The sequence below is a fragment of the Virgisporangium aurantiacum genome (assembly GCF_016863635.1).
GTDB lineage: Bacteria > Actinomycetota > Actinomycetes > Mycobacteriales > Micromonosporaceae > Virgisporangium > Virgisporangium aurantiacum.
The window spans coordinates 34593-58065 of sequence record NZ_BOPG01000113.1 but is presented as its reverse complement, the minus strand read 5'-3'; the positions used below and the strand labels follow the sequence as shown (position 1 = coordinate 58065).

Annotated in this window: 16 protein-coding genes; 13 read left to right on the top strand and 3 right to left on the bottom strand. The window is 72.2% G+C overall.

The window, feature by feature from the left end:
• Both Vau01_RS59030 and Vau01_RS59025 read left to right on the top strand, forming a co-directional pair.
• On the top strand, positions 1–8267 hold an 8267-nt coding region (locus tag Vau01_RS59030), incomplete at its 5' end, for a non-ribosomal peptide synthetase (RefSeq protein WP_204012608.1).
• A 48-nt stretch (positions 8268–8315) separates the two neighbouring features.
• Complete coding sequence (locus tag Vau01_RS59025; RefSeq protein WP_204012596.1) at positions 8316–9152, top strand: glycosyltransferase family protein; 837 nt, start codon at positions 8316–8318, stop codon at positions 9150–9152.
• Between the two features lie 9 nt (positions 9153–9161).
• On the opposite strand, the gene Vau01_RS59020 is transcribed toward Vau01_RS59025, so the two are convergent.
• Positions 9162–10004 carry a glycosyltransferase family protein gene (locus tag Vau01_RS59020; protein WP_204012593.1) on the bottom strand — a complete coding sequence of 281 codons (843 nt, stop codon included), beginning with the start codon at positions 10002–10004 and terminating at the stop codon, positions 9162–9164.
• 12 nt (positions 10005–10016) lie between these two features.
• Complete coding sequence (locus tag Vau01_RS59015; RefSeq protein WP_204012590.1) at positions 10017–10808, bottom strand: nucleotidyltransferase family protein; 792 nt, start codon at positions 10806–10808, stop codon at positions 10017–10019.
• Positions 10809–10985: 177 nt separating this feature from the next.
• Here Vau01_RS59015 and Vau01_RS59010 point away from each other — a divergent pair, with 177 nt between their 5' ends.
• Genes Vau01_RS59010 through Vau01_RS58960 form a run of 11 tightly spaced genes read left to right on the top strand, consistent with a single transcriptional unit; the run spans position 10986 to position 22400 of the window.
• The gene (locus tag Vau01_RS59010; protein WP_204012587.1) at positions 10986–12236 is read left to right on the top strand and encodes a glycosyltransferase; all 1251 of its coding nucleotides are present in this window, start codon (positions 10986–10988) and stop codon (positions 12234–12236) included.
• A gap of 18 nt (positions 12237–12254) precedes the next feature.
• Positions 12255–12557, top strand: coding sequence for an Os1348 family NHLP clan protein (locus tag Vau01_RS59005; protein WP_204012585.1), 303 nt, complete (start codon positions 12255–12257; stop codon positions 12555–12557).
• Positions 12554–13477: a radical SAM protein gene (locus tag Vau01_RS59000; protein ID WP_204012582.1), complete on the top strand. Its 924-nt coding sequence runs from the start codon at positions 12554–12556 to the stop codon at positions 13475–13477. The genes Vau01_RS59005 and Vau01_RS59000 overlap by 4 nt, the downstream gene beginning before the upstream one ends.
• Positions 13468–14142, top strand: coding sequence for a hypothetical protein (locus Vau01_RS58995; protein ID WP_204012568.1), 675 nt, complete (start codon positions 13468–13470; stop codon positions 14140–14142). Before Vau01_RS59000 ends, Vau01_RS58995 begins: the two co-directional genes overlap by 10 nt.
• A gap of 5 nt (positions 14143–14147) precedes the next feature.
• Entirely contained in the window at positions 14148–15410 is a 1263-nt protein-coding gene (locus Vau01_RS58990; protein WP_204012566.1) for a DUF6365 family protein, read from the top strand.
• A complete protein-coding gene (locus Vau01_RS58985) occupies positions 15407–16666 on the top strand; it encodes a DUF6365 family protein (protein WP_204012564.1) in 1260 nt (419 codons plus the stop codon). Before Vau01_RS58990 ends, Vau01_RS58985 begins: the two co-directional genes overlap by 4 nt.
• The gene (locus tag Vau01_RS58980) at positions 16663–17994 is read left to right on the top strand and encodes a hypothetical protein (RefSeq protein ID WP_204012562.1); all 1332 of its coding nucleotides are present in this window, start codon (positions 16663–16665) and stop codon (positions 17992–17994) included. The genes Vau01_RS58985 and Vau01_RS58980 overlap by 4 nt, the downstream gene beginning before the upstream one ends.
• Positions 17991–19232, top strand: coding sequence for a DegT/DnrJ/EryC1/StrS family aminotransferase (locus Vau01_RS58975; RefSeq protein WP_204012560.1), 1242 nt, complete (start codon positions 17991–17993; stop codon positions 19230–19232). The genes Vau01_RS58980 and Vau01_RS58975 overlap by 4 nt, the downstream gene beginning before the upstream one ends.
• Positions 19229–20131, top strand: a complete 903-nt coding sequence (locus tag Vau01_RS58970; protein WP_204012558.1) for an ABC transporter ATP-binding protein — start codon at positions 19229–19231, stop codon at positions 20129–20131. Before Vau01_RS58975 ends, Vau01_RS58970 begins: the two co-directional genes overlap by 4 nt.
• Positions 20128–21189 carry an ABC transporter permease gene (locus tag Vau01_RS58965; RefSeq protein ID WP_204012556.1) on the top strand — a complete coding sequence of 354 codons (1062 nt, stop codon included), beginning with the start codon at positions 20128–20130 and terminating at the stop codon, positions 21187–21189. Before Vau01_RS58970 ends, Vau01_RS58965 begins: the two co-directional genes overlap by 4 nt.
• Positions 21186–22400: a glycosyltransferase gene (locus Vau01_RS58960; RefSeq protein WP_204012554.1), complete on the top strand. Its 1215-nt coding sequence runs from the start codon at positions 21186–21188 to the stop codon at positions 22398–22400. The genes Vau01_RS58965 and Vau01_RS58960 overlap by 4 nt, the downstream gene beginning before the upstream one ends.
• On the opposite strand, the gene Vau01_RS58955 is transcribed toward Vau01_RS58960, so the two are convergent.
• Entirely contained in the window at positions 22341–23444 is a 1104-nt protein-coding gene (locus Vau01_RS58955; protein WP_204012551.1) for a hypothetical protein, read from the bottom strand. The two genes, Vau01_RS58960 and Vau01_RS58955, sit on opposite strands and share 60 nt — an antisense overlap.
• Between the last annotated feature and the right edge of the window lie 29 nt (positions 23445–23473).

Here is a 23473-nt window from a genome sequence, read left to right as displayed (position 1 = left end):
CGTACGGTCCGACGGAGGCGACGGTCAACTCGACGTTGGGTCTGTGTGATCCGGTGGAGTTGGCGGGGGCGTCGGTGGTGCCGATCGGCATTCCCGACCCCGGCACGCGTGCCTACGTGCTGGACGCCCGGCTGCGGCCGGTGCCGGCCGGGGTCACCGGTGAGTTGTACCTCGCCGGGCCGGGGCTGGCCCGTGGCTACCTGGGGCAGCCGGGGTTGACCGCGCAGCGGTTCGTCGCGAATCCGTACGGTGCCGGGGACCGGTTGTACCGCACGGGGGATCTGGTGCGGTGGTTGCCGGACGGCAGGTTGGTGTTCCACGGGCGGGCCGACGACCAGATCAAGATCCGGGGGTACCGGATCGAACCGGGTGAGATCGAGACCGTCCTCACCGGACACCCGCACGTGGCCCAGGCGCACGTGACCGTCCACAACGGACAGCTGGCCGCCTACGTCGTCCCGGACGCCGACCGCGACGCCGGGGCGGAGAGCGCACACGTCGACGAGTGGGGCGAACTGCACGAGACCGTCTTCGCCGAGGCCGCCGCCGGTGGCCTGGAGGAGAACTTCGCCGGCTGGAACAGCAGCTACGACGGCACACCGATCCCGTTGGCCGAGATGCGGTCCTGGCACGCGTCCACAGTGGACCGGATCCGGGCGCTGAACCCGCGCCGGGTGCTGGAGATCGGCGTCGGCAGCGGCCTCATCCTGTCGCGGGTGGCTCCGCACTGCGACACGTACTGGGGACTCGACCTGTCGCCGCGCGCGATCGGCAACCTCCGGCGCGAGATCGCCGCGCGGCCCGACCTGGCCGACCGGGTGCGGCTGCTGGCACAACCCGCCCACGACCTCTCCGGGGTACCGGAGAACGCCTTCGACACGGTCGTCATCAACTCGGTCGCGCAGTACTTCCCGAGCGGCCGGTACCTGGCCGACGTCGTCACCGCGGCCCTCACCCGGCTCGCGCCCGGCGGCGCGATCTTCCTCGGCGACATCCGGAACCTGCGCACCCTGCGGCACCTGCGCACCGCCGTCGAACTGACCCGCACCCGCCGGCCGGGTGACGCCGCGACCGTGCGGGCCGCGGTGGACCGCGCCATCGGCCGGGAGGGCGAGCTGGTGCTCGACCCCGACTTCTTCGTGGCGCTGGCCGACCGTACGGCCGGCCTCGGCGGCGTCGAGATTCTCGCCAAGCGCGGGCGGGCCGGCAACGAACTGACCCGGCACCGCTACGACGTGGTGCTGCGCACCGGCGCATCCGCGGCACCGCCGGCGGAGACCGTGGTGAGCTGGGACGGCGGGCCCGACAGCGGCCTCGACCGGATCGCCGACCGGATCCGCCGGCACCGCCCGGCGCGGGTGCGGGTCACCGGGATACCGGACGCCCGGATGGCCGGTGAGGTCGCCGCGCTGTGCCACCTCGACACAGCCGAGAGCGACACGGCCGGCGCGGTCGCCGCACTCGCCGTACGGCCGACCGGTGCGCAGCCGGACGACCTCCACGATCTCGGCGAGCGGCTCGGCTACCGTGTCGCCGCGACCCTCACCGACGAGCCCGGCGTTCTCGACGTCGTATTCGACCTCGCCGACCCGGCACCCGGCGCCTACCGCCCGGCGACGGCGCCCACCACGCCGTTGGACGCGTACGCCAACGACCCGGCGGGTCACCGCGAGCAGGCCGCACTGGTGGGCGCGGTCCGCGAGCACGCCCGGCGGCACCTGCCGGAGTACATGGTGCCGGCGCACGTCGTGCTGCTCGACCGGTTCCCGTTGCTGCCCAGCGGAAAGCTCGACCGGCGGGCGCTACCGTCGCCCGAGCCGCGCACGAGTTCGGCGGCCATGCCGCCGCGCACCCCCGCCGAGGAAGTCCTGTGTGGACTGTTCGCCGAGGTGCTCGCGGCGCCGGCGGTCGGCATCGACGACAACTTCTTCGACCTCGGCGGTCACTCGCTGCTGGCTACCCGGCTGGTGTCGCGGGTCCGGGCCGTGTTCGGCGTGGAACTCGCCGTCCGGGCCGTCTTCGAGGCGCCCACGGTGGCCGGCCTGACCGAACGGCTGGCGGACGCCGGCGCGGTCCGGCCGGTCCTGCGCCGGGCCGAGCCACGCCCGGACCCGGTGCCGCTGTCGTTCGCCCAGCGGCGGCTGTGGTTCCTGCACCGGCTGGAAGGGCCGTCGGCGACCTATAACATGCCGGTGGCGCTGCGGCTGCGCGGCACGCTCGACGTCGCCGCGCTGGCGGCCGCGCTGGGTGACGTGGTGGGCCGGCACGAGGCGCTGCGCACCGTGTTCCGGGAGCACGACGGCGAGCCGTACCAGCAGGTGCTCGACGACCATCCGATCGCGGTGCACGCCCGCGCCGTCGACCCGGCGACTGTCGGCGAGGCGGTCGCGCACGCGGTCCAGTATGCTTTTGATCTTGAACGTGAAGCCCCGGTGCGGGCCGAACTTCTGACCCTGGCGCCCGACGAGCACGTGTTGGTTCTCGTGTTCCACCACATCGCCGCCGACGGCTGGTCGATGGCGCCGCTGTGGCGCGACCTGGCCGTGGCGTACACCGCACGCCGCGCCGGAGAGCCTCCACAGTGGACACCGCTGCCGGTGCAGTACGCCGACTTCACGCTCTGGCAGCGCGACCTGCAGGACCTGATGACGGCCCAGCTCGACTACTGGCGGGCCACCCTGGCCGGTCTGCCCGAGCGGATCGCGCTGCCCACCGACCGACCGCACCCGGCGACGGCCTCCGGTCGCGGTGAGCAGTTCGGCTTCGACTGGGACGGCGAGCTGCACGCCGCGCTGGGCCGGCTCGCCCGCGACTGCGGTGCCAGCCTGTTCATGGTCGTGCACGCCGGGCTCGCCGCGCTGCTGACCCGCCTGGGTGCCGGCACCGACATCCCGATCGGCAGCCCGATCGCGGGCCGCACCGACCAGTCGCTCGACGACCTCGTCGGCTTCTTCCTCAACACACTCGTGCTGCGGGTCGACACCGGCGGCAACCCGACGTTCCGTGACCTGCTGGCCCGGGTCCGCGACCGCGATCTCGACGCGTACGCCCACCAGGACGTCCCGTTCGAGCGGCTGGTCGAGGACCTCAACCCGGCCCGGTCGATGGCGCACCACCCGCTGTTCCAGACCATGCTGGCGTGGCAGAACAACGCCGCCGCCGACGTCCGGCTGCCCGGCCTGTCCGTCGACCACGAACCGTTCCAGACCGGCACATCGCGTGCCGACCTGGTCTTCTTCGTCGGCGAGGAGCCGGACAACGGCGGGCTGACGGGCACCGCGGAATACAACACCGACGTCTTCGACCGGTCCACTGTGGACACGTTCCTCGACCGCCTGGTGCGGCTGCTGCGGGCCGCCGCCGCCGATCCCGACCGTCCGATGTGGACGATCGACCTGCTCGACGCGGACGAGCACCGCCGGCTCGCCGCCGGGTGGACCGCGACGGAGGCCGAGGTACCCGCGGGCGGGGTCGACGCGCTGTTCGCCGCCCGGGTGGCCCGCACACCGCACGCCACCGCGCTGATCGCGGGCGGCGACGCGCTCACGTACGTCCAGTTGAACGACCGCGTGGAGCGACTGGCGCGGCTGCTGGCCGCGCGCGGAGCCAGGCCCGACCGGGTGGTGGCCCTCGCGGTGCCGCGGTCCGTCGACCTGGTCGCGGCCCTCCTGGCCGTGCTGCGGACCGGGGCCGGCTACCTGCCGCTCGACCTCAACCATCCGACCGAACGCCTCGCGCTGATGCTGGCCGAGGTCGACCCGGTCATCGCCGTCGCCGACGACACCGTCGCCGCGCGCCTCGGCCTCGCGCCCGATCGGGTGGTGGATCCAGCGGTGCCCGCCGACGCGCCGGCCCTTCGGTGGGACGCGGCACCGGGCGACGCGATCGCCTATGTCATCTTCACGTCCGGGTCGACCGGGCGCCCCAAGGCGGTCGCCGGCACCCACGACGCGCTCGCCAACCGGCTGTGGTGGGGGACCGGGAGCCCGCCCCGCATCAGGCTGGCGAAGAGCGCCCTCACGTTCATCGACGGGTCCACCGAACTGCTCGGCGGTCTGGTCGTCGGCGACACCGTCGTTCTCGCCGACGACGACGCGGCCGCGGACCCGATCGCGTTGGCGCGCCTGGCCGACAGTCATCGCGTCGAGGTGGTCACGGTGGTGCCGAGCCTGTTGTCGACGCTCGTCGAGTCGGCGCCGGCGGGTGCCTTCGACTCGGTGACCACGTGGATCAGCAGCGGTGAGGCGCTGGCGGGCGGGCTCGTCGACGCGGTGGCCGAACGGTGGCCGCGGGCCCGCGTCGTCAACCTGTTCGGCTGTTCGGAGGCGGCCGGCGACAGCCTCCACCACGCGTGCGCGTCCGGCCCGACCCGGGTGCCGATCGGCACACCGATCGCCAACACCCGCGCCTACGTGCTCGACGCCGCGCTGCGACCGGTTCCGCCGGGCGTACCGGGGGAGTTGTACCTGGCCGGTACCGGGCTCGCCCGTGGCTACCTGGGCCAGCCGGCGCGCACCGCCGGGCGGTTCGTGGCCGACCCGTTCGGTCCGGCCGGCGCGCGGATGTACCGCACCGGCGACCTGGCCCGCCGGGACCGCGACGGCACCCTGGAGTTCCTCGGCCGCGCCGACGACCAGGTGAAGATCCGCGGGTTCCGGGTCGAGCCCGACGAGGTGGCCGCCGTCCTCGCCGGGCATCCGACCGTCGGCCGCGCGGTCGTGGTGGCCCGCGCGGACCGGCTGGTGTCCTATGTGGAGCCTGCCGGCCCGACGCCGCCCGAACCGGCCCGGCTGCTCGACCATGTCGCCGCCCGGCTCCCCGCTCACCTCGTGCCGTCGGCCGTGGTCGTGCTCGACCGGTTGCCCCGCACGCCGAACGGCAAGATCGACCGCCGTGCGCTGCCCGCGCCGACGGTCGCGGCCGAACCCCGCAGAAGGCCGCGGACGGCGGCGGAACAGGTGCTGTGCGAACTGTTCGCCGAGGTGCTCGGCCTGCCCGGGGTGGGGATCGACGACGGGTTCTTCGCGCTCGGCGGGCACTCGCTGCTCGCCACCCGGCTGGTCAGCCGGATCCGTCGGGTCCTGGGCGCGGAGGTGCCGATCCGGGCGGTGTTCGACGCGCCGACCCCGGCCCGGCTGACCGATCTCCTCGACACCGCCCGCGACACCCGTCCGGCGCTGCGGCGGGCCGAACAGCGGCCCGCCGTCCTTCCGCTGTCGTACGCCCAGCACCGGCTGTGGTTCCTCGACCGGCTGGAGGGGCCCAACGCCACGTACAACATCCCGTGGGCGTGGCGGCTGTCGGGCGACGTCGACCCGGCCGCGCTGGAAGCGGCGCTGCGCGACGTGGTGGCGCGGCACGAGGTGCTGCGCACGCTCATCGTCGAGGAGCGCGGCGTCCCGCACCAGCTCGTGCTTCCGGTGGACGACCCGCGCGCGGCACCGCGGTTGGGTGTTTCGGGAGAGCTGCGCGCGGCGGCCGGGCACCACTTCGCGATCGACCGCGAGCTACCGCTCCGGGCCTACCTGTTCGAAGACGGCGTCCTTCTCCTGCTGGTACACCACATCGCCGGCGACGGCTGGTCGCTGCCGCCGCTGGTGCGCGACCTCGACACCGCCTACGCCGCCCGCCGGGCCGGCCACGCTCCACAGTGGACCCCGCTGCCCGTCCAGTACGCCGACTACACCCTGTGGCAGCGCGACCTCCTCGGCAGCGACCGCGACCCGGAGAGCCTCATCGCCGGCCAGATCGCATTCTGGCGGGCGGTCCTGGACGACCTGCCCGCGGAACTGCCGCTGCCGACGGACCGTCCCCGCCCACCGCGCTCGGACAATCGCGGCGCGACGGTGCCGGTGCGGGTGCCCGCCGAGGTGCACCGCGGCCTGCGGACGCTCGCCGCGGCCGCCGACGCGAGCATGTTCATGGTGCTCCAGGCCGGCCTCGCGGCGTTGCTGACCCGGCTCGGCGCCGGCACCGACATCCCGCTCGGCTCACCGGTCGCCGGCCGCGCCGATCACGCACTCGACGATCTGGCCGGGTTCTTCGTCAACACCCTGGTGCTGCGCACCGACACCGCCGGGGACCCCACGTTCCGCGACCTCGTCGGCCGCGTGCGTGAGGCCGACCTCGCCGCCTACGCGCACCAGGACCTGCCGTTCGAGCGGCTCGTCGAGATCCTCAACCCGCCCCGGTCGCTGGCCCGGCACCCGCTGTTTCAGGTGATGTTCGCCTTCTACCACGCGCCGTCGGGGCGGGAGGCGTTGCTCGGCCTCGACGCCGAGTACGTGGACAGCGGGCTGCGGCCGGCGAAGTTCGACCTGTCGGTCGACCTGATCGAGGAGCACGGCGTCGACGGCATCACCGGCGACATCGAGTACCGGGTCGACCTGTTCGACGCGGACACCGTCCAGGGTCTCGCCGACCGGCTCGTGCGGCTGCTCGCCGACGTCGCCGCCGACCCCGACCGGCCGGTCAGCCGGATCGACCTGCTCGATCCCGCCGAGCCGCGCGGGTTCCACGGCGCCGAGCTCTCCTATTCCCCGTGCACCGTGCCGGACCTGTTCGCCCGCCAGGTACGCCGGACGCCGCACGCAACCGCGCTCAGCGACGAGTTCGTCAGCCTCACCTTCGCCGAACTCGACGCCCGCACCGACCGGCTGGCCCGCCGGCTCGTCGCCGCGGGGGCGGGACCCGAACGGGTGGTGGCGCTGGCCCTGCCACGCTCGGCGGCGGTGGTCGAGGCGATCCTCGCGGTGCTCAAGACCGGCGCCGCGTACCTGCCCGTCGACCCCGACCAGCCGACCGACCGGATCGACGCCCTGCTCGCCGAGACCCGCCCGGTCGCCGTGCTGTCCACAGTGGACGAAACACTGGACGAAACAGTGGACGACCTGGTGGCACCCGATGTCGACCTGCCGCCGATCGACCCGGCGAACGCGGCCTACGTCATCTACACGTCCGGCTCGACCGGTCGGCCGAAGGGCGTCGTGGTGCCGCACGCCGGTCTGGTGAACCTGTTCCACAGCCACCGGGAGACGCTGTACCGCCCCGCGGTGCGGGCGGCCGGCGGCCGGCAGTTGCGCGTCGGCCACGCCTGGTCGTTCTCGTTCGACGCGTCCTGGCAACCGCAGTTGTGGCTGCTCGACGGGCACGAGGTGCACGTCGTCAGCGAGGAGACGCGGCGCGACCCGGCGCTGCTCGCCGCGACCATCCGCGACCGGCGCCTCGACTTCCTCGAGGTCACCCCCGGCCACTTCACGCAACTGGCCGGCGAGGGCATCGTCGACGGCGACACGTGCGCGTTGACCGTGGTCGGCGTCGGTGGCGAAGCCGTGCCGCCGGAACTGTGGGAACGGCTCGCGGGGCTGGCCGGCACCGAGGCGTACAACCTCTACGGCCCGACCGAGTGCACCGTCGACTCGTTGGTGGCCCGGCTGCGTGACAGCGCCGGACCGGTCGTCGGCCGTCCGGTGCACAATGCCCGCGCCTACGTTCTCGACAACGGACTCACGCCGGTGCCGCGCGGGGTCGTCGGCGAGTTGTACATCGCCGGTGCCGGCCTCGCGCGCGGCTACCTGGGCCAGCCGGCGCGCACCGCCGAGCGGTTCGTGGCCGACCCGTACGGCCCGCCCGGCGTCCGGATGTACCGCACCGGCGACCTGGCCCGCTGGGACCGCGACGGCAACCTGGAGTTCCTCGGCCGGTCCGACGACCAGGTCAAGGTCCGCGGGTTCCGGATCGAACCGGGCGAGATCGAGACGGTGCTCGCCCGGCACCCGGCCGTCGACCGCGCGCTCGTCGTCGTGCGCGACGGGCGGCTGGTCGCCTACGTGGTGCCGTCCGGCGACGCGGGCGAGCTGCGCACCTGGGTCGCCCGGCACCTGCCGGACTACATGGTGCCCTCGGCGTTCGTCGGCCTGCCGGCGCTGCCCGTCACGCCGAACGGCAAACTCGACCGGGCCGCGCTGCCGGCCCCGGGCCCGGCCACGGGTCGCGGCCGCCGCCCGCGCACCGGCCTGGAGGCCGCGCTGTGCGGCGTGTTCGCCGAGGTTCTGGAGGTGGCCGAGATCGGCGTCGACGACGACTTCTTCGACCTCGGTGGGCACTCGATGCTCACCGTGCAGGTGCGCGACCGGATCCGCGCGGAGACCGGACTCGAGGTGCCGATCGCCGACCTGTTCCGGCACCCGAGGGTCGCCGACCTCGCCGCCCACCTCTCCGAAACCGAGGTAGACCGGCGCGACGACCGGGGGTCGCGGCACCGGTAAGCTGCCGCTGGGAGTGGCTGGCCGGTTTGCCTCTGGCAGGAGGATCAGGTGGCTGAACGAGGCGCGTATTTCCTGGCGAACGACGGCATCCTGAACCTCGCGACGACGTTTCTGAACAGCTTCCGGGTCTACAACCGGTCGTTGCCGTTGTGTCTGATTCCGTACGGCGACGACATCGACGACCTGAGCCGGCTCGCCGACCGGTACGGCTTCACGATCTGGCCCGACGGCGACCGGCTGCGCTGGTGTGACGACATCAGTCGCATGTTCCACGGTCGGCGGGTCGGGCAGTACCGCAAGCTGGCGCTGTGGGACGGGCCCTTCGACGAGTTCGTCTACATCGACTGTGACACCGTGGTTCTGGCCAACGTGGGGTTCGTCTTCGACCACCTCCGCGGGAACGACTTCGTCACCTCGTTCTCGCACGTGCCCGAGACGCGGAGGTGGGTCTGGAAAGACACGATCCACGGCACGGGCGCCCTGGCGGACGACCAGATCGCGTACGCCGCGAGCACCGGTTTCGTCGCCTCGCGCCGCGGGTGCCTGGCTCCCGCCGACGTCGACACCCGGCTGCCCGCGGCACTGGCGTTGGCCGACCACATGGAGCTTCTGTGTTGCGAGCAGCCTTTGCTGAACTACCTGATCGTCACGTCCGGCCGACCGTACACCAGCCTCCACACCATCGCGACCGACAGCGGCGCATGGAACATTCCGATGGAACGGTGGGCCGGTGACCCGTCGTATGTCGTGCGGGCCGGGCGGGTGGTACGGCCGCAGTCGCCGACCCTCATGGTGCACTGGGCCGGCGAATGGCAACGGGCCAGGCAGGAGAACCGGCCGATCCCGTACGCCGACCTCTGGAACTACTACAGCGATCCGGCGTGACCGCCGACCTCACCTGAAGATGACGTTCCACCGACGGGCGTCGCGGACGACCTTCGGCCACGGCCGGTACGCGTCGTAGCCGGGCCCGCATTCGTCGACGAGCAGCCGCCGGTCGGCGACGTCGATCCGGCCGCCCTGCCGGCGCAGGAACCGCAGGACCCGTTTGGCCTCGTCGAGCACCGACGGGTACACCAGCTCCCAGTCGCCGTTCTCGTAGCGTTGCATGCGTCGCCGCATGCGGGCCGGAAGGCTGGCCGTCCACTTGAAGTGGTGCACCTGGATGTAGCTTCGCCGGCCGGGCATGCCGGTGCGGCCGGGAACACCGTGGTGGCCACCCCCTGTTCCGCGCCGGCCGAGCGCCAGCCCCACCTTCACGCTCGGCGCGCACAGCAGCCGGGACGTGACGGCGCCGCCCAACGGGAACTGCGGCCACAGCGCTCCGGTGCGCACCGGCGGCAGGGTGCCGCCGGGGCCGATGCGGTCCACGTAGCAGCCGCAGACATGGTCCTTGCCCATCCGTTCGCAGAGGCCGACGAGCTCGCGCAACGGGCGGTCGTAGAGGTGGAACTCGTCCAGATCGGCGAGGACGTACCAGTCGTCGGGGTGTTCGGCCATCGCGGCACTCATCAGGCGACCGTGCAGATTGTCGTTCCACGGGCCGACATGCGTGCGGTACAACGACACCCCGGCCGCGCGGGCGTGGGACGCGATCTCCTCGTAGGCCGGCTCCGCGGTGGTTTCGGCGTGCCGGATCAGAAAGAACGACTCGACGCCGAGGCCGCGGTAGTGGTCGACGAAGTGTGAGAGCAGGAGGCTGTCGCCACCACCCACCACGGCCACGAGGTGTATCAACGGGTCCCCGCCTCAGAGCGCGGCCGGAATGCGTTCCTGCGCCTCGAACCGGGCCCGGGCACGGAGCACACCGGTCGCCGTGCCGATGTCGTGGTAGGCGCCGTCGCCGAAGGCTAGACCGTGCACGCGGAGCCCGGCGGTCATCGCGGCGACGAACACGTCGCTGAGGAGCTGCTCGCGGGTGTCCGCGGCACCACGGACGAACTCGTGCAGCAGCTCGGTGAACGCCGGTGACCAGCACGCGATTCCCCACGTGTTCGCGGCCGGCGGCACCGCGGGCTTGTCGACGACGGCGATGACGCGGTGGCCACCGGGTTCGATCAGCACCGGCGCGAGGGCCTGGGGCTCGTCGGTCGGAAACACACCGAGGCTGAGGTCGGCGCGGTGGGTCCCGTGGAACTCCAGCAGTTGAGCGAAACAGTCGCGCGGGGCCACGATGGTGTCGGGCATGCCCATGCACACGGTGTGGTCCGCGACGAACGGTCGGGCCAGATCGAGCGCGTGCGGCATGCCGAGCGGCTCGTCCTGGCAGAGGTAGGCCAGTTCCAGGCCGATCTCCCGGCCGTCGCCGAGATACCGGAAGATGTCCCACTTCGCCGGCGACAGCGTCAGCAGAACGTTGTGCACACCGCCGGTCCGCATTCCGTAGAGGACGTGCTCGACGGCGGCCATCGGCAGCAGCCGTGTCGCGTCGTCCGGCGCGGCCCGGCGGTAGCCGACCTGGATGAGTTCCTTCGGCGCGCGGTAGGGCGACAGCCGGGACCCGACACCGGCCGCCGGCACCACCCCGAACACCCGTCCCATTCGGCCTCCAGCCGGACCACGCCTCGACACGTACGAGACACGTACGAGAACCGTAGGCGGTCGTTGTTGTGCTTTTGCTGCGGTGCTGTTGCGGTGGCCGCGAACCGGACTGGCACGGCGTTCGGCAGCGGGTATCGTTCGCACTTCCAATCGGCAGCATCTCGCAGCGGAGCGCCAGTGGAGAGCGACATTTTGCTGGTCCCGTACGGGCTGGCGGGGCACACGAATCCGATGGCCGTTCTCGGCGTGGCACTGCGCGCGCGTGGTATCGGCGTCACCGTCCTCGCCGAGCCGCACCGGGCCGGGGAGTTCACCCGGTACGGCCTGACGACCGTGGCCCCGCGGCGGTGGCGCGCCGACGCTCCGCTCCCGCCGGGGCTCCTGGCGTCGGGTGACACCGGTGCGATCTTCCGGCACCTCGCCCTCGGCTCCATCGTGGACATGACGCTCGACGTGGAGGAGGCACTCACCGCTACGGGCGCGACGATCGTGGTCGGCGACGTGTTCATGCCGGGGGCCGGCCTTGCGGCGCAACGCATGGGTCTGCCGTGGGCGTCGATCGCGTGCAGCCCGGTGCCGGCGGTCGACTCGTACACGATGTTCATCGATCCGGTGGTGGCGCCGCACTTCGACGCGGCGTCGACGCTCGCCGAACTGGGCCTCGACGCCGAGCCCGGCGGCAACCTGCTCGGCCGCGTTTCGCCGTACCTGCACCTGATCCCGGTGACGCCGTCGTTCGCCGGGCCGACGGCGGTGGCCCGCCTACCAGCCCAGGTGCGCCTGGTCGGCCCGCTGGTGCCGGCCGGCGTGACGGCGGGTGTCACTACGGGCGACACGGCCGGAGGCACCGGCGGCCCGGCGCGGCCGAGCATCGTGGTGGCGGCCGGGTCGAACATCTGGCAGCGACTCGGCGACGGAGCCCGCCGCCAGCAACGGTACTTCCGCATCGTCGCGCGCGCCCTGCGCGGAATGGACGTCGACGCGGTGGTGATCGTCCCACCCGGACTGGATGCCGACACGCTCGGCCCGCCGCCGGCCGGAACGCGCTTCACCGGCCTGATTCCGCCGGAGGAGTTCGACGCGCTCGTCGCGCGGTGCACCGCCGTGGCATCACACGGCGGCTGGGGAATGGTGTCCCGGGCGCTCGTGCGCGGCGTTCCCCTCGTCGTCGTGCCGACGGCGATCGACCAGCCGTACGTCGCGAACCGCTGCCAGGAACTCGGTCTCGGCATCGCGGTGGACCCGCTCACCGCCGGCCCGGCCGACTTCCGTGCCGCGGTCGAGACGGTCTGCGGCGACGCCACCTACCGGCGCAACGCGGCGCGGGTGATGGCCGAACTGCGCGCCGCGGCACCGGCGCGGACAGCGGCGTCCCTCGTCGCCGGGCTCGGCGCCGCGTCCGTCGCGGCGACACACGCAAGCTCATGACCAGTCAGGAGGACGAGCGTGGAAACAGACGAGTCCGCCGGGCGCAGCCCGGTCAAGGATGTACTCGAGCGGTCGATCAACGACGACACGTTCCGCAGACAACTGCTGGACGACCCCGACTCCGCGCTGTCCGGGTACGAGCTGAGCGAGGTGCAGGTGATGCTGCTGCGGAGCCTGGACGAGTCCGATCTGGACAAGCTCACGCCGGCGAACCTGGACGAGTACTTCACGGTCGACTCCGCGGTGTACACACCGGACGGTCTCGCCGAACTCGAACGCAGTTACGAGCTGGCCGACTCCGATCTGGAGGCGAACCAGTGAAGGCCCTCAGCGTGCACCTCACCGACGTCTGCAACAGCAAATGCAACTTCTGCATCGTGGACTCGCCGCACATGAGCGCCGACACGATCGTCCGCGCGCGGGTGTCGCGGTTCCTGCGGGAGAACGCCGGCCAGGGCTACGAAGCGGTGAACCTGCACGGCGGCGAGGCGACGATCCGCAAGGACTTCCTGGAGATCCTGGACGAGATCAAGGAGCTCGGCTACCCGACGGTCTACCTGCAGACGAACGGCCGCAAGCTGGCGCTGATGAAGTTCGCCGAGGAGGTGGTCGCGCGCAACGTCACGCTGTTCATCGTCTCGATGCACGGAGCCACCGCGCAGACGCAGGACCGGATCAGCCTGGCCCGCGGCAGCTTCGACCAGGCGGTCAAGGGCATCCGCAACATCAAGCTCCTCGGGCAGAAGGTGCGGACGAACTCGGTTGTCAGCAAGGACAACTACACCGAGATGCCGGACATCGTCGACCTCTGCGTCACCCACGGGGCGGACCACATCAACATCTCCGCCCTGCACACGTCGGGCACCGCGCTGCGCAACTTCTGGGACGTGACGCCGCGCTACGACGAGATCCAGCCGTACGTGCTGGAGGCGGTGGACCGCGCGGTGGCCCGGAACACGACGGTCACCCTGGAGGGCTTCCCGTACTGCTCGGTACCCGGCTACGAGCGGTACATGATCGACTGGGAGACGAACCAGTTCAAGATGCTCTACCGGACGTTCGTCCTGGACGACTACGAGCACTACATGGACGCGTTCACCCGGGTCAAGGACGCGCGTTGCCGGGGCTGCGCGCACAACGCGAAGTGCGGCGGGGTCTACAAGGAGTACGCCGAACTCGTCGGCTGGGACGAGTTCCAACCGGTGGTCACGGTGCCCGACGGGGAGCAGACGTGCGCCTGATCACGAGGGCCGACGACGAGTTGTACGAGGCGGTCCGGGTCGCGCTGCGGCTCGGACGCGCGAACCGCATCGTGGACCAGTTGAACGAGCGGTACCAGACGGACTGGGACGACCCGGAGGTGAGCTTCCGCTACACGCTCGCCGTCATGGCCACCCTCCACACCGTACGGTCCGATGTGGAGGGTCACCGCAGCTACAACGCCGCGATGGAGGCGCTCGGCGACGTGCTGTCCGCCGCGCCGGACCACTGGCCCGCCCGCTACTGCCGGGCCCGGCTGCGTGCCCTCGTACCCACCGGGTTCAGCGCGTACACGATGTTCGTCGAGCACGAGCGGACGATGGCCCGGGAGGATCTCGACGACCTCGCCGACCGGCAGGCGGCCGAGCCGTGGGAGCCGTACTTCGCGTGCACGCACGTGCAGCAGGCGTACGTGGCGAGCATGAGCGACGACTGGCCCGCGGTGGCGCGGTTCCTGGAACTGGCCGGCCGGCAACCGCCGGCACCGGTGCGGTTCAAGGCCCTCGGCTCGATGCTCTGCGAGCCGTTGCTCGCGCTGTACTCGTCGGTCGGTGTGGGCCAGCGGCCGGTCGTCGGCGCCCTGATGGCCGCGATGTTCCCGGACCAGGCGGCCGTGACCGCCGCCCTCGCCCAGTCGGTGCGGTGAGCCCGGTGGGCCGTCGCCGCGTGGTGCTGTTCATCGTGACCAGCTTCTGGGCGCACGGCGAGTTGACAATCGCCACCGAGTTCGCCGGCCGCATGCGCGGCTCGGGCTTCCAGCCGCTGTTCCTGATACCGCCCTCGCACCGCGCGCTGATCGGCGGCACCGGCCTGCCGTACCAGGTGCTGATCCCCGGCGCGGGAAAGGTCAACCGGCTTCAGCTCCAGGACATCCAGCACGTGCACCGGCCCGTCGCGGTCGTGCTCGCCGACTTTCTCAACTACGACTTCTGCGACCGCCACTACGGGTTGACCCGCGACGACCTGACCGTCTTCGAGTGCCCGATCGGCACGTTCGACAACTTCAGTTGGGGGCGGCCGGGTTCGTTCCTCGACACGTACGGCTTCCGCGCCGCCTACCAGAACGAGGTGGCGGTCGACGGCCTGTCGTTCCGGCTGCGGCCGTGTCCGCTGAACAACCCGCTGGTCACCGACGTCGACGCGTTCGCGTACCCGTTGATCGACCCGGCCGGGCCGGCCATCGGTGGCCCGGACGCCGCCCGGCAGGTGCGCGCCGACCTCGGCGTGCGGCCGGGGAACCCGTTGATCCTGCTCACCGGGGCGACCTGGCAACGCATGCACGTCGCGTACCCGATCGTCGAGAACTTCGTCCGGGCCAGCACGACGATGCTCGAATGGCTGCTGCGCGGGCTGCTCGACCACGCCGACGTCGTGTCGGTCGGTTCGCCGCTGGTCTTCCACGACGGTGCGCCACCGGGCTTCCACACCACCGGGTCGCTGAGCCCGATGGAGTTCCGGCGCCTCGCCGCCGCCGTCGACCTGCACATCTCGAACAACCTCATCTCGGTCAGCCTGCACCGGCTGGCGCTGGCCGGCATCCCGTCGGTGGCGTTGTTCAGCTCGCTGGTCGGCGGCGACCGGCCGCGGTCGCTGCTGACCGGTGAGGTCGCGTTGAGCGGCACCGCCACCGACGCGATCCGGGACGTCGGGCACCTGTACGCGTTCCGGATGTTCCCGGTCGGCTGGTTCCACTTCCTGCACTCGCTGGTCGACGGCAACCCGTTCACCGACGTCATCCGGCACGTCGAGATCTTCGACGACGTGGCGGGCCTGGCCGTCATCCGGTCCCTGCTCGACGCCGGGCCGGAACGCGACCGGCTGGCCGCCGCCCGGGAGCGCTACCTGGCCGCGCTCGCCGACCTTCCGGACGTGCCGACCATCCTCGACGGGATCTCCGCGGAGGTGCACGCGTGATCAAGCTGTTGTTCCTCGGCCTCGGTCACCTGTCGCGCGGAGACGTGACGATCGCCGCGGACGCCGCCCGCCGGCTGCCCCGGTCGACGTACACGATCGCCTTCCTCGCCACCGCCGACGTGGTGCCGCAGTTGCGCGATCTCGGCATCCCGGCGATCGCGCTGGACGGCCGGTCGACCGCGGCCAACCTCGACATCGTCGACGGCGTGGTGGCGAGCTTCCGGCCGACCATGCTCGTCGCCGCGGACGCGTTCACGCTGAACTACTCGGTCGGCTGGTCCGGCCTGAACGTGCGCATCCTGCGCGAGCGGTACGGCCTGCCGCTGGCCAGCTTCGACCAGTACGACTGGCGGGCCGCCGACTACGTGGTCGACTTCTACGGCCACCACCTCAAGCGGTTCCCACCCCTCTTGGAGTCGTGCGACCTGTTGATCCGCAACTGCCCGCTGAACCGCCCGGCCGTGGGTGGATCGGGCGGTTCCGGGGGCGTCGTGCACGTCGCGCTGGCCGGCGGCGGGCCGCACGACGGCGGCCTGGACCCACCGGACCGCCGGACGAACGGGTCGGGCCGTGTGCGCCGGCCGACGGTGTTCCTCGCCAACTCGCGGTGGGAGTACGTCGACGTCAACAAGCGGTCCGGAGCGTCCGGCATGGCGCAGCTCATCGACGCGATGCCGCGGGTGCTGCACAGCCACCTGGCGGCGCTGCGCCGGCCGCTGACGGTGGTGCACGTCGGCCCGGTGCCCTGGCGGTTCCCGATCGCCGAGCAGATCGAGTACCGGCACCTGCCGACGCTTCCGCCCACGTCGTTCTACGAACAGCTCGTCGGCGCGGACCTGTACGTCACCACGAACGCGGCGTCGGTGACGCTCTCGCACGCCGTGCTCGCGGGCGTCCCGTCGCTGCTGCTCCAGAACGACCGCACGCTCTATCTCGGCCCGGACGGCCGGGACCGCGCGGGGCACGGCTGGCTCGTCGACGCGGCGCCGGGCCTGACGGCCGCGTACCCGTTCCGGGTCTGCCCGTGGGGCTGGTACGGCTTCCTCACCCCCGTGCTGCGCGACAACCCGTACACCGACTGCTTCGTCACCGCGAACGTCTTCGACCGGGACGAGGTGCTGCGGACACAGCACGGCCTGCTTGACGACGCGAGCATCCGGACTGTGCTCCACAGCCGTCAGATGGACTTCCGCGACCGGCTCGGCCGGATGCCCCCGGCCGGCGACGTCCTCGAGGTGGAGGTGGCCAACCGATGATGGACACGTTCGCGGCGCTCGGAACGCCGCACGCGATCGGGCGACGGACCATCGACCCGAACGTCCCGTGCCGGTTCACCGCAACGATGCACAACGACTTCATGACCCCGCGCGGAACCCCCTACAAGTGGCAGGACGTGCGCAGCACGCTCACCCGGAGCGTGCATCCCGCCGCCGCGCCGACGCTCGCCCGGGCCCGGTACACCTGGCTCGACGTCGGCGTCCGCACCGCCGCCACCGGACCGGAACCCGACACCGTGCCGTGGCGGGACTGGACGTTCGCCCGCGGGCAGTCGTTCACGATGATCCTGCCGCACAGCGACGTCAGCGGCGACCTCGTCGAGGGCGACGGTGCCGGCTGGGGAATGACCAACATCCGGTATCCGGACCTGCCCAAGTCACCGGCCGTCGACCTGCTGCTGATGCTGACGTGGGACGTCCTGCTGTTCGAGGTCCTGTGCACCCATCTGGGCACCACGTCGGCGCTGGACCGCACGGGCGTGCGGGTGAACCTCGACCGGCACTCCGGCACCGGCGGCATGTTGCACTTCTCCGACCCGGCCACCAACGCGGTCTTCCGCAACAACCAGATGCACGCGGTCAAGCTGGGGTACAGCCTGCGCAACGGGAAGCCCGCCGCCGCGTACGGCTTCGACTGCCTCGACTGCGAGCTCACCACCCGGGCCGGCGCCACGCTGCAGCGGGGGCGATCGTCGTACTGGGGAACGATCCAGCTCGCCCAGGACACCGGCGACCTCCTGGCCGGCGAGTTCACCGAGGTCATCGTGGGCGTCTATGCCGACGGGGCCGGCCGGGAGGTGCCGATCTACCGGCGCCGGCTGGTGCGGATGGTCGCGGAGGACGACACCGCGCATGGCGACGAGCCCGCCCCGCGCGCCGCTCAGGCGCGCAACGTCGTGGACGCCGAGTTGGTGGCGGCCGCGAGCCGGCAGGCGGACAAGGCCGAGGCGAGCGTCCGCGCGCACCTGCTGTCGATGCGTCACCTGTCCGAGGAGCTGAAGCCGCTGGCCGACGTCGGCTTCCGCAGCATCGTCGGCACCGACTACGCCGGCGCCATGAGAGAGCTCGCCGCGCTGCGGGCCGAACTCGCCGCGTGGGCCGGCGGCGACCTCGCCGTCCCGCCGAATCTCGCGCCGTATCTGCGGATCCTCGAAGGCCTGCTGGCCTACTGCGGCGTTTCGGTGGACGAGACGGCCCGGCTCGGCACCGCCGTGCACATCGGCGCGCTGGAGCGGCTCATGGCGGGTCTGCGGGCGGAGCTGGCCGCCCTCGTCCGGCTGCTGGAGCGGCTGGAGGACGGGGAATGACCGTCACCGGGACGCGGCTCGCGCTGCACGGCGGTGCGCCGGCGGTTCCGCCCGGTGCCGTCGCACCCTGGCCCAGGATCCTGCCCGTCGACCGGGACGCGGTGCTGCGGGTACTCGACCGGGGCGTGATGTGGGGGGTCGACGCGCCGGAGACGACGGCCCTGCAACGGGAATGGTCGCACTTCGTCCGCGCCCGCTACTGCCTCGCCACCAACAGCGGCACCGCCGCCCTGCACATGGCCGTCGCGGCGGTGGGTGTCCAACCGGGCGACGAGGTCGTCACGACCGCGTACTCGTGGACCTCGTCCGCGACGTGCGTCCTGCACCACAACGCGATCCCCGTCTTCGTCGACATCGAGCCGACCACGTACACCATCGACCCGGCCGCGATCGAGGCGGCCATCACCGGACGCACCCGGGCGATCCTCGTCGTCCACCTGCACGGGCTCGCCGCCGACATGGACGCCGTGCTGGCGGTCGCCGCCCGGCACGGGCTGCCGGTCATCGAGGACTGCTGCCAGGCGCACGGTGCCGAGTTCGACGGCCGCAGGGTCGGCACGTTCGGCACCGCCGCCGCGTTCAGCCTCAACGGCGGCAAGCTGCTCAGCGCCGGCGAAGGCGGGCTGTTCGTCACCCGGGACAAGGATGTGTGGCAGGCCGCCGCCCGCGTCCAACAGTTCGGCGAGACCCGCGATCCCGGCGGTCCGCGCGACTTCGACGCCGACGCCATGGGATGGATGTACCGGATGCCGGAGCTCACCGCCGCGTTCGCCCGGTCCCAACTCGGCCGCCTCGCCGAGACGATCGAGGCGACCCGCGCGAACGCGGCCGCGCTCACCGCGTCGCTGTCCGACGTGCCGCGCCTCGTCCTGCCGCACGAGCCGGCCGGACGACGGCACGCCTACTACCGGTACCCGATCCGTCTCGACGTGCCGGGGGAGCGGGTGCCGACGATCCGGGCGGCCCTGGCCGCGGAGGGCGTCCCGTTGGGGCGTCCGGACTTCGTCCTGCCCGGCATGCGATTGTTCCAGCGGCGGCGCGGATACGGCCGCGGCTGCCCGTGGACGTGCGGCCACGCCGGCCCGGCGCGCACGTACGACGCCGCGGACTTTCCCGAGGCGTGCCGGGCCCGGGACCACATCGTCCAGCCGTTGGGCCTCACCCCACCCAACGACGGGCGCCTGATGGCCCACTACGCCGCGGCGTTCACCAAGGTGATGCGAGAGGTAGCGGCATGACCTCCGCGATCGTGGTCGACGACATCCGCAAGCGCTACCGCACCACGGTCGCGGTCGACGGCCTGTCGTTCGAGGTGGGCACCGGGGAGTTCTTCGGGATCCTCGGCCCGAACGGCGCGGGCAAGACGACGACCCTCGAGATCGTGGAGGGCCTGCGCCGGCCCGACTCCGGCACGGTGCGCGTCCTCGGCGTCCCGCCGTGGCCCCGCAACGCGGCGCTGCGGTCGCGGATCGGCGTGCAGTTGCAGACGACCGCGCTCTTCGAGCGGCTCACCACGGCCGAGCAGATACGCGCCTTCGCGGCCCTGTACCGGGTGCCGGTCCGGCGGGCCGACGAGATGCTGGAGGCGTTCGGCCTGACGGGCAAGGCGCGCGCCCGCGCCAGCGCGCTGTCGGGCGGGCAGGCGCAGCGGCTGGCGATCGCGTGCGCGCTCGTCCACGATCCGGAGGTCGTCTTCCTCGACGAGCCGACCTCGGGCCTCGATCCGCAGGCCCGGCGCAACCTGTGGGACCTGCTGCGGAAGATCAACGCGGAGGGTCGCACGGTCGTGCTGACCACCCACTTCATGGACGAGGCGGAGGTGCTCTGCGATCGGGTGTCCATCATGGACAATGGCCGCATCCTCCGCTGCGGCGCGCCGGCGGCACTCGTGCGGGACCTGGCGGCGGCGCATCGCATCACCGTCCAGGCGGGCGCCATCTCCGTCGAGGCGGCCGTCCGGTCGTTCCCCGACGCCGTGGTCACCGGGGACGACGAGTCGCTCACCATCGCCACGCCCGACCCGGCCGCCGTTCTGGCCCACCTCGCGACCCGCGACGCGCTGCGCGGCCTGAGCGTGCGCGGGGCCACCCTCGAAGACGTGTTCCTCACCCTGACCGGGCGGGAGTACCGGCCATGAGCGGTTTTGGGACGATGGCTGTGGTGCTGTTCCGGGGAACGGTGCGCGACCGCACGTCGCTGTTCTTCACGATCCTGTTCCCGCTGATCTTCCTGATCATCGTCGGTGGACTGTTCGGCAACGGCCAGTCGCCGCGGTACACGGTGATCCAGGTCGGCCCGGTCCCCGTCCTGGACGCGCTGCCGCCGGACGGGCGCGCCGGGATCGGCCGGGTCCTCGACCTCGGCCGGTCCGACGATCTGGCCGCCGCGCTCGCCCGGGTGCGTGACGGCACGGCCGCCGCGGTGGTCGAGCAGCGCGGCGACGAGGTGGTTCTGCACACGTCGGCGGCCGACCCGGCCTCGGCGGGCACGGTGCGCAGCGTCCTGAACTCGTTGGTGGAGGCGGCGAACCTGGCCGCCACCGGCCAGCCGGCGCAGTTCCAGCTGACCGTCTCGAGCGTGACGGACGCGTCGCTCAAGCCCATTCAGTACCTGACTCCGGGACTGCTGGGCTGGGCGATCGCGACCGGCGCCACGTTCACCGCCGCGTCGACGCTCGTCTCCTGGCGGCAGAACAAACTCCTGCGGCGGCTGACGTTCACACCGGTGGGCGTGCCGGCCATCATCGGCGCCCGGGTGGTGGTGAGCCTCGGGCTCGCCCTGGTGCAGACCGTGGTGTTCTTCGCGGTGGCCGCCCTGTTCTTCGGGCTCCGGCTGACCGGCGACTGGTGGCTGTCCATCCCGCTGGTGCTCGCCGCGACGCTCGCGTTCCTGTCCATCGGCCTGCTCGCCGGCGCGAAGGCGAAGACCATCGAGACGTCGACGGTGGTGGCGAACCTCATCGTCATCCCGATGGCGTTCCTGTCCGGCTCGTTCTTCCAGCTCGACGTCGCGCCGGCCTGGGTCCGCACCATCGCGCAGGTGCTGCCGTTGCGGCACCTGAACATCGGGATGCTGGACGTGCTCGCGCGGGACGGGCACGTGAGCCAGGTGGTTCCGGAACTCGCGATCCTGCTGGGCTTCACGGTCGTCCTCACCGCCGTCGCCGCCTGGCTGTTCCGCTGGGAGGACGTGTGACGGTCGCGCTCTCGGTGGTCATACCGACCTACAACCGTGCCGCGCTCCTGCGACGGACGCTGGAAACGCTTGTCGCGCAACGGTTCCCGGTGGAGTCCTTCGAGGTCGTGATCGCCGACGACGGGTCCTCCGACGACACCGCCGGGGTCGTCGCGGAGTACGCGACCCGGCTGCGGACGCGGTACCACTTCCAGGAGGACCTCGGCTTCCGGGCCGGCGCCGCCCGCAACGCGGGCGCGCGGCTGGCGACGGCTCCCGTCGTCGCGTTCCTGGACGACGGGGCGCTGGCCAACCCCGACTACGTCCACGCACACGTCGACGCCCACCGCGACCGGGCGGCCGTCATGGGGTACGTGCACGGCTACGCCCCGCTCGGCGAGAGCCGGTCACTCGACGACGCGGTGATGCGGCTCGATCCGGTGACCATCGTGGAGCGCCTCGCCGACGACCGGACCTTCTTCGACTCGCGCCACTACGAGTTCGAGTTCGTCGACTTCGACGTCGGCAGGATGGCGGCGCCGTGGTACCTGTTCTGGTCGGGCAACATCTCGATGCGCGTCGAGGACTTCTGGGCGGTCGGCGGGTTCGACGAGGACTTCCACTCCTGGGGCACCGAGGACATCGAGCTCGGCTACCGCGTCACCGAGCACGGGATCCCGATCGTGCTGTCCCGCGACGCGTGGTCGGTCGAGCTGCCGCACGGGCGCGATGCGAACAACGTCGTGACGTCGATGGCCAACATGCAACTGTTCCTCGACAAGCACCGGACGCCGATCGTGGAGCTGTGCGCGTTCATCCTGCTGACCCGGTACCCCATGATGGTCGAGGACGCCGGCCACCGGCTGCTGTCGTGGGCCCGCCGGTCCCGCCGCGTCGACGTGCTCGGCGAACTCGAAACGGTCGGCTCCGACGTGCCGCGGCGGGTGGCGGTGTTCGGCTGCGGCGGCAGCGTTCCCGCGTCGTGGGCGGCCGACGGCTCGGTCTACACGTTGCTGGACTTCGACCGGGACCTCCTCTGCCGCGCCGTGCGGCCCGGGCACACCGGTCGGTACGGGATCGGGTTGCGCACCGGGCTGCCCGACAAGTCGTTCGATCTGGTCGTGATCACGTCCCGGCTGCGCGGCCTGTGGGAGTTGTGGGGCAAGAACCTGCTACAGGAGGCGCAGCGCGTCGGGCACGAGGTCCGGGTGCCGTTCCGCGGCATCCGTTGACGGGTGCCCGCGTAGGCCCGCCGCGACCGCCGTCCACACGCCCTCGGCGAGCGCGTCGAGTTGGCCGCTCCAGCGGTCGAGCAACCCGGTGCCGGCCAGCCCGGCCTCGATGTAGGACCGCATGGCGGCATCCCGCCGGTCCGTTCGACGCAGCGCCGTGACGGGGTCGGCGCCCGCGGCGGCGAGCACCCGGCCGAGGCTGTACCCCGCGAGGGTGAGCTGGCGGACGAGACGCAGCCGGCCGGTCGGCGGGCCGCCCGGATCCGTGACGCCGGCGAACAGCACCGTGGCGAGCCGGGGGACACCCAACCGGGTCATGTCCACAAAGGACAGATGCTCGTCGTCGGGGAGGACGCGGGGCGGCCGGTCGCCCCGGTCTCCGAAGACCACCAGGCTCGACCGGCCGTCGACGAACCGCGGCAGCGCCGGCAGCGCCGCCAGTTCGAGCTCCGGGTCGGACCCGGGTGGATCCGCCTGGAAGCTCACCGACCGACGGATCCCCTGGTGGCCCCAGCCCGCGAGGCTGGCGTGCCGGCCGTGCTCCACCAGGGCGGGAACCCGGAGCAACGCCGGATCCGGCCGGCTCCGGAGGAACCGGGCCAGGGCCTGGTCGTCGTCGCGTTCCACCGGGACGCGCGGGCCGCTCCACGCGGCGAACTCGTGCGCCGTCCGGCACGGCATCACGACGGCGAGCGTGGGGAAGTACTCGTACCGGAACGGCGGCAACCACGTGTGTCCGGCCAGCATCGCCACCCGGGCGGCATCGCCGTTGAAGCTGTTCGCGTTGACGTACAGCGCGAGCACCGCGTCCGGAAACCGGTCCACCGCCGCGTCCGCCAGCTCCCACAGCCAGCTCGACGGCTCGACGTCGTCCTGCACCACCAGGTGGTGGGTCGACCCCGGCGGGCAGCGCTGCCAGGCGCGCACGGCGCAGCGCAACGGATTCGGCTCCCCGTCCGGCTCCGGGTCGAAGACGACCGACGTCTGCCGGCCGAGCCGGTCGGCGAGCCGGGCCGCCAGCGCCGCCCGCCGGGGATGGGCCATCACGACCGCTCGGAGGACCGTCGACACCT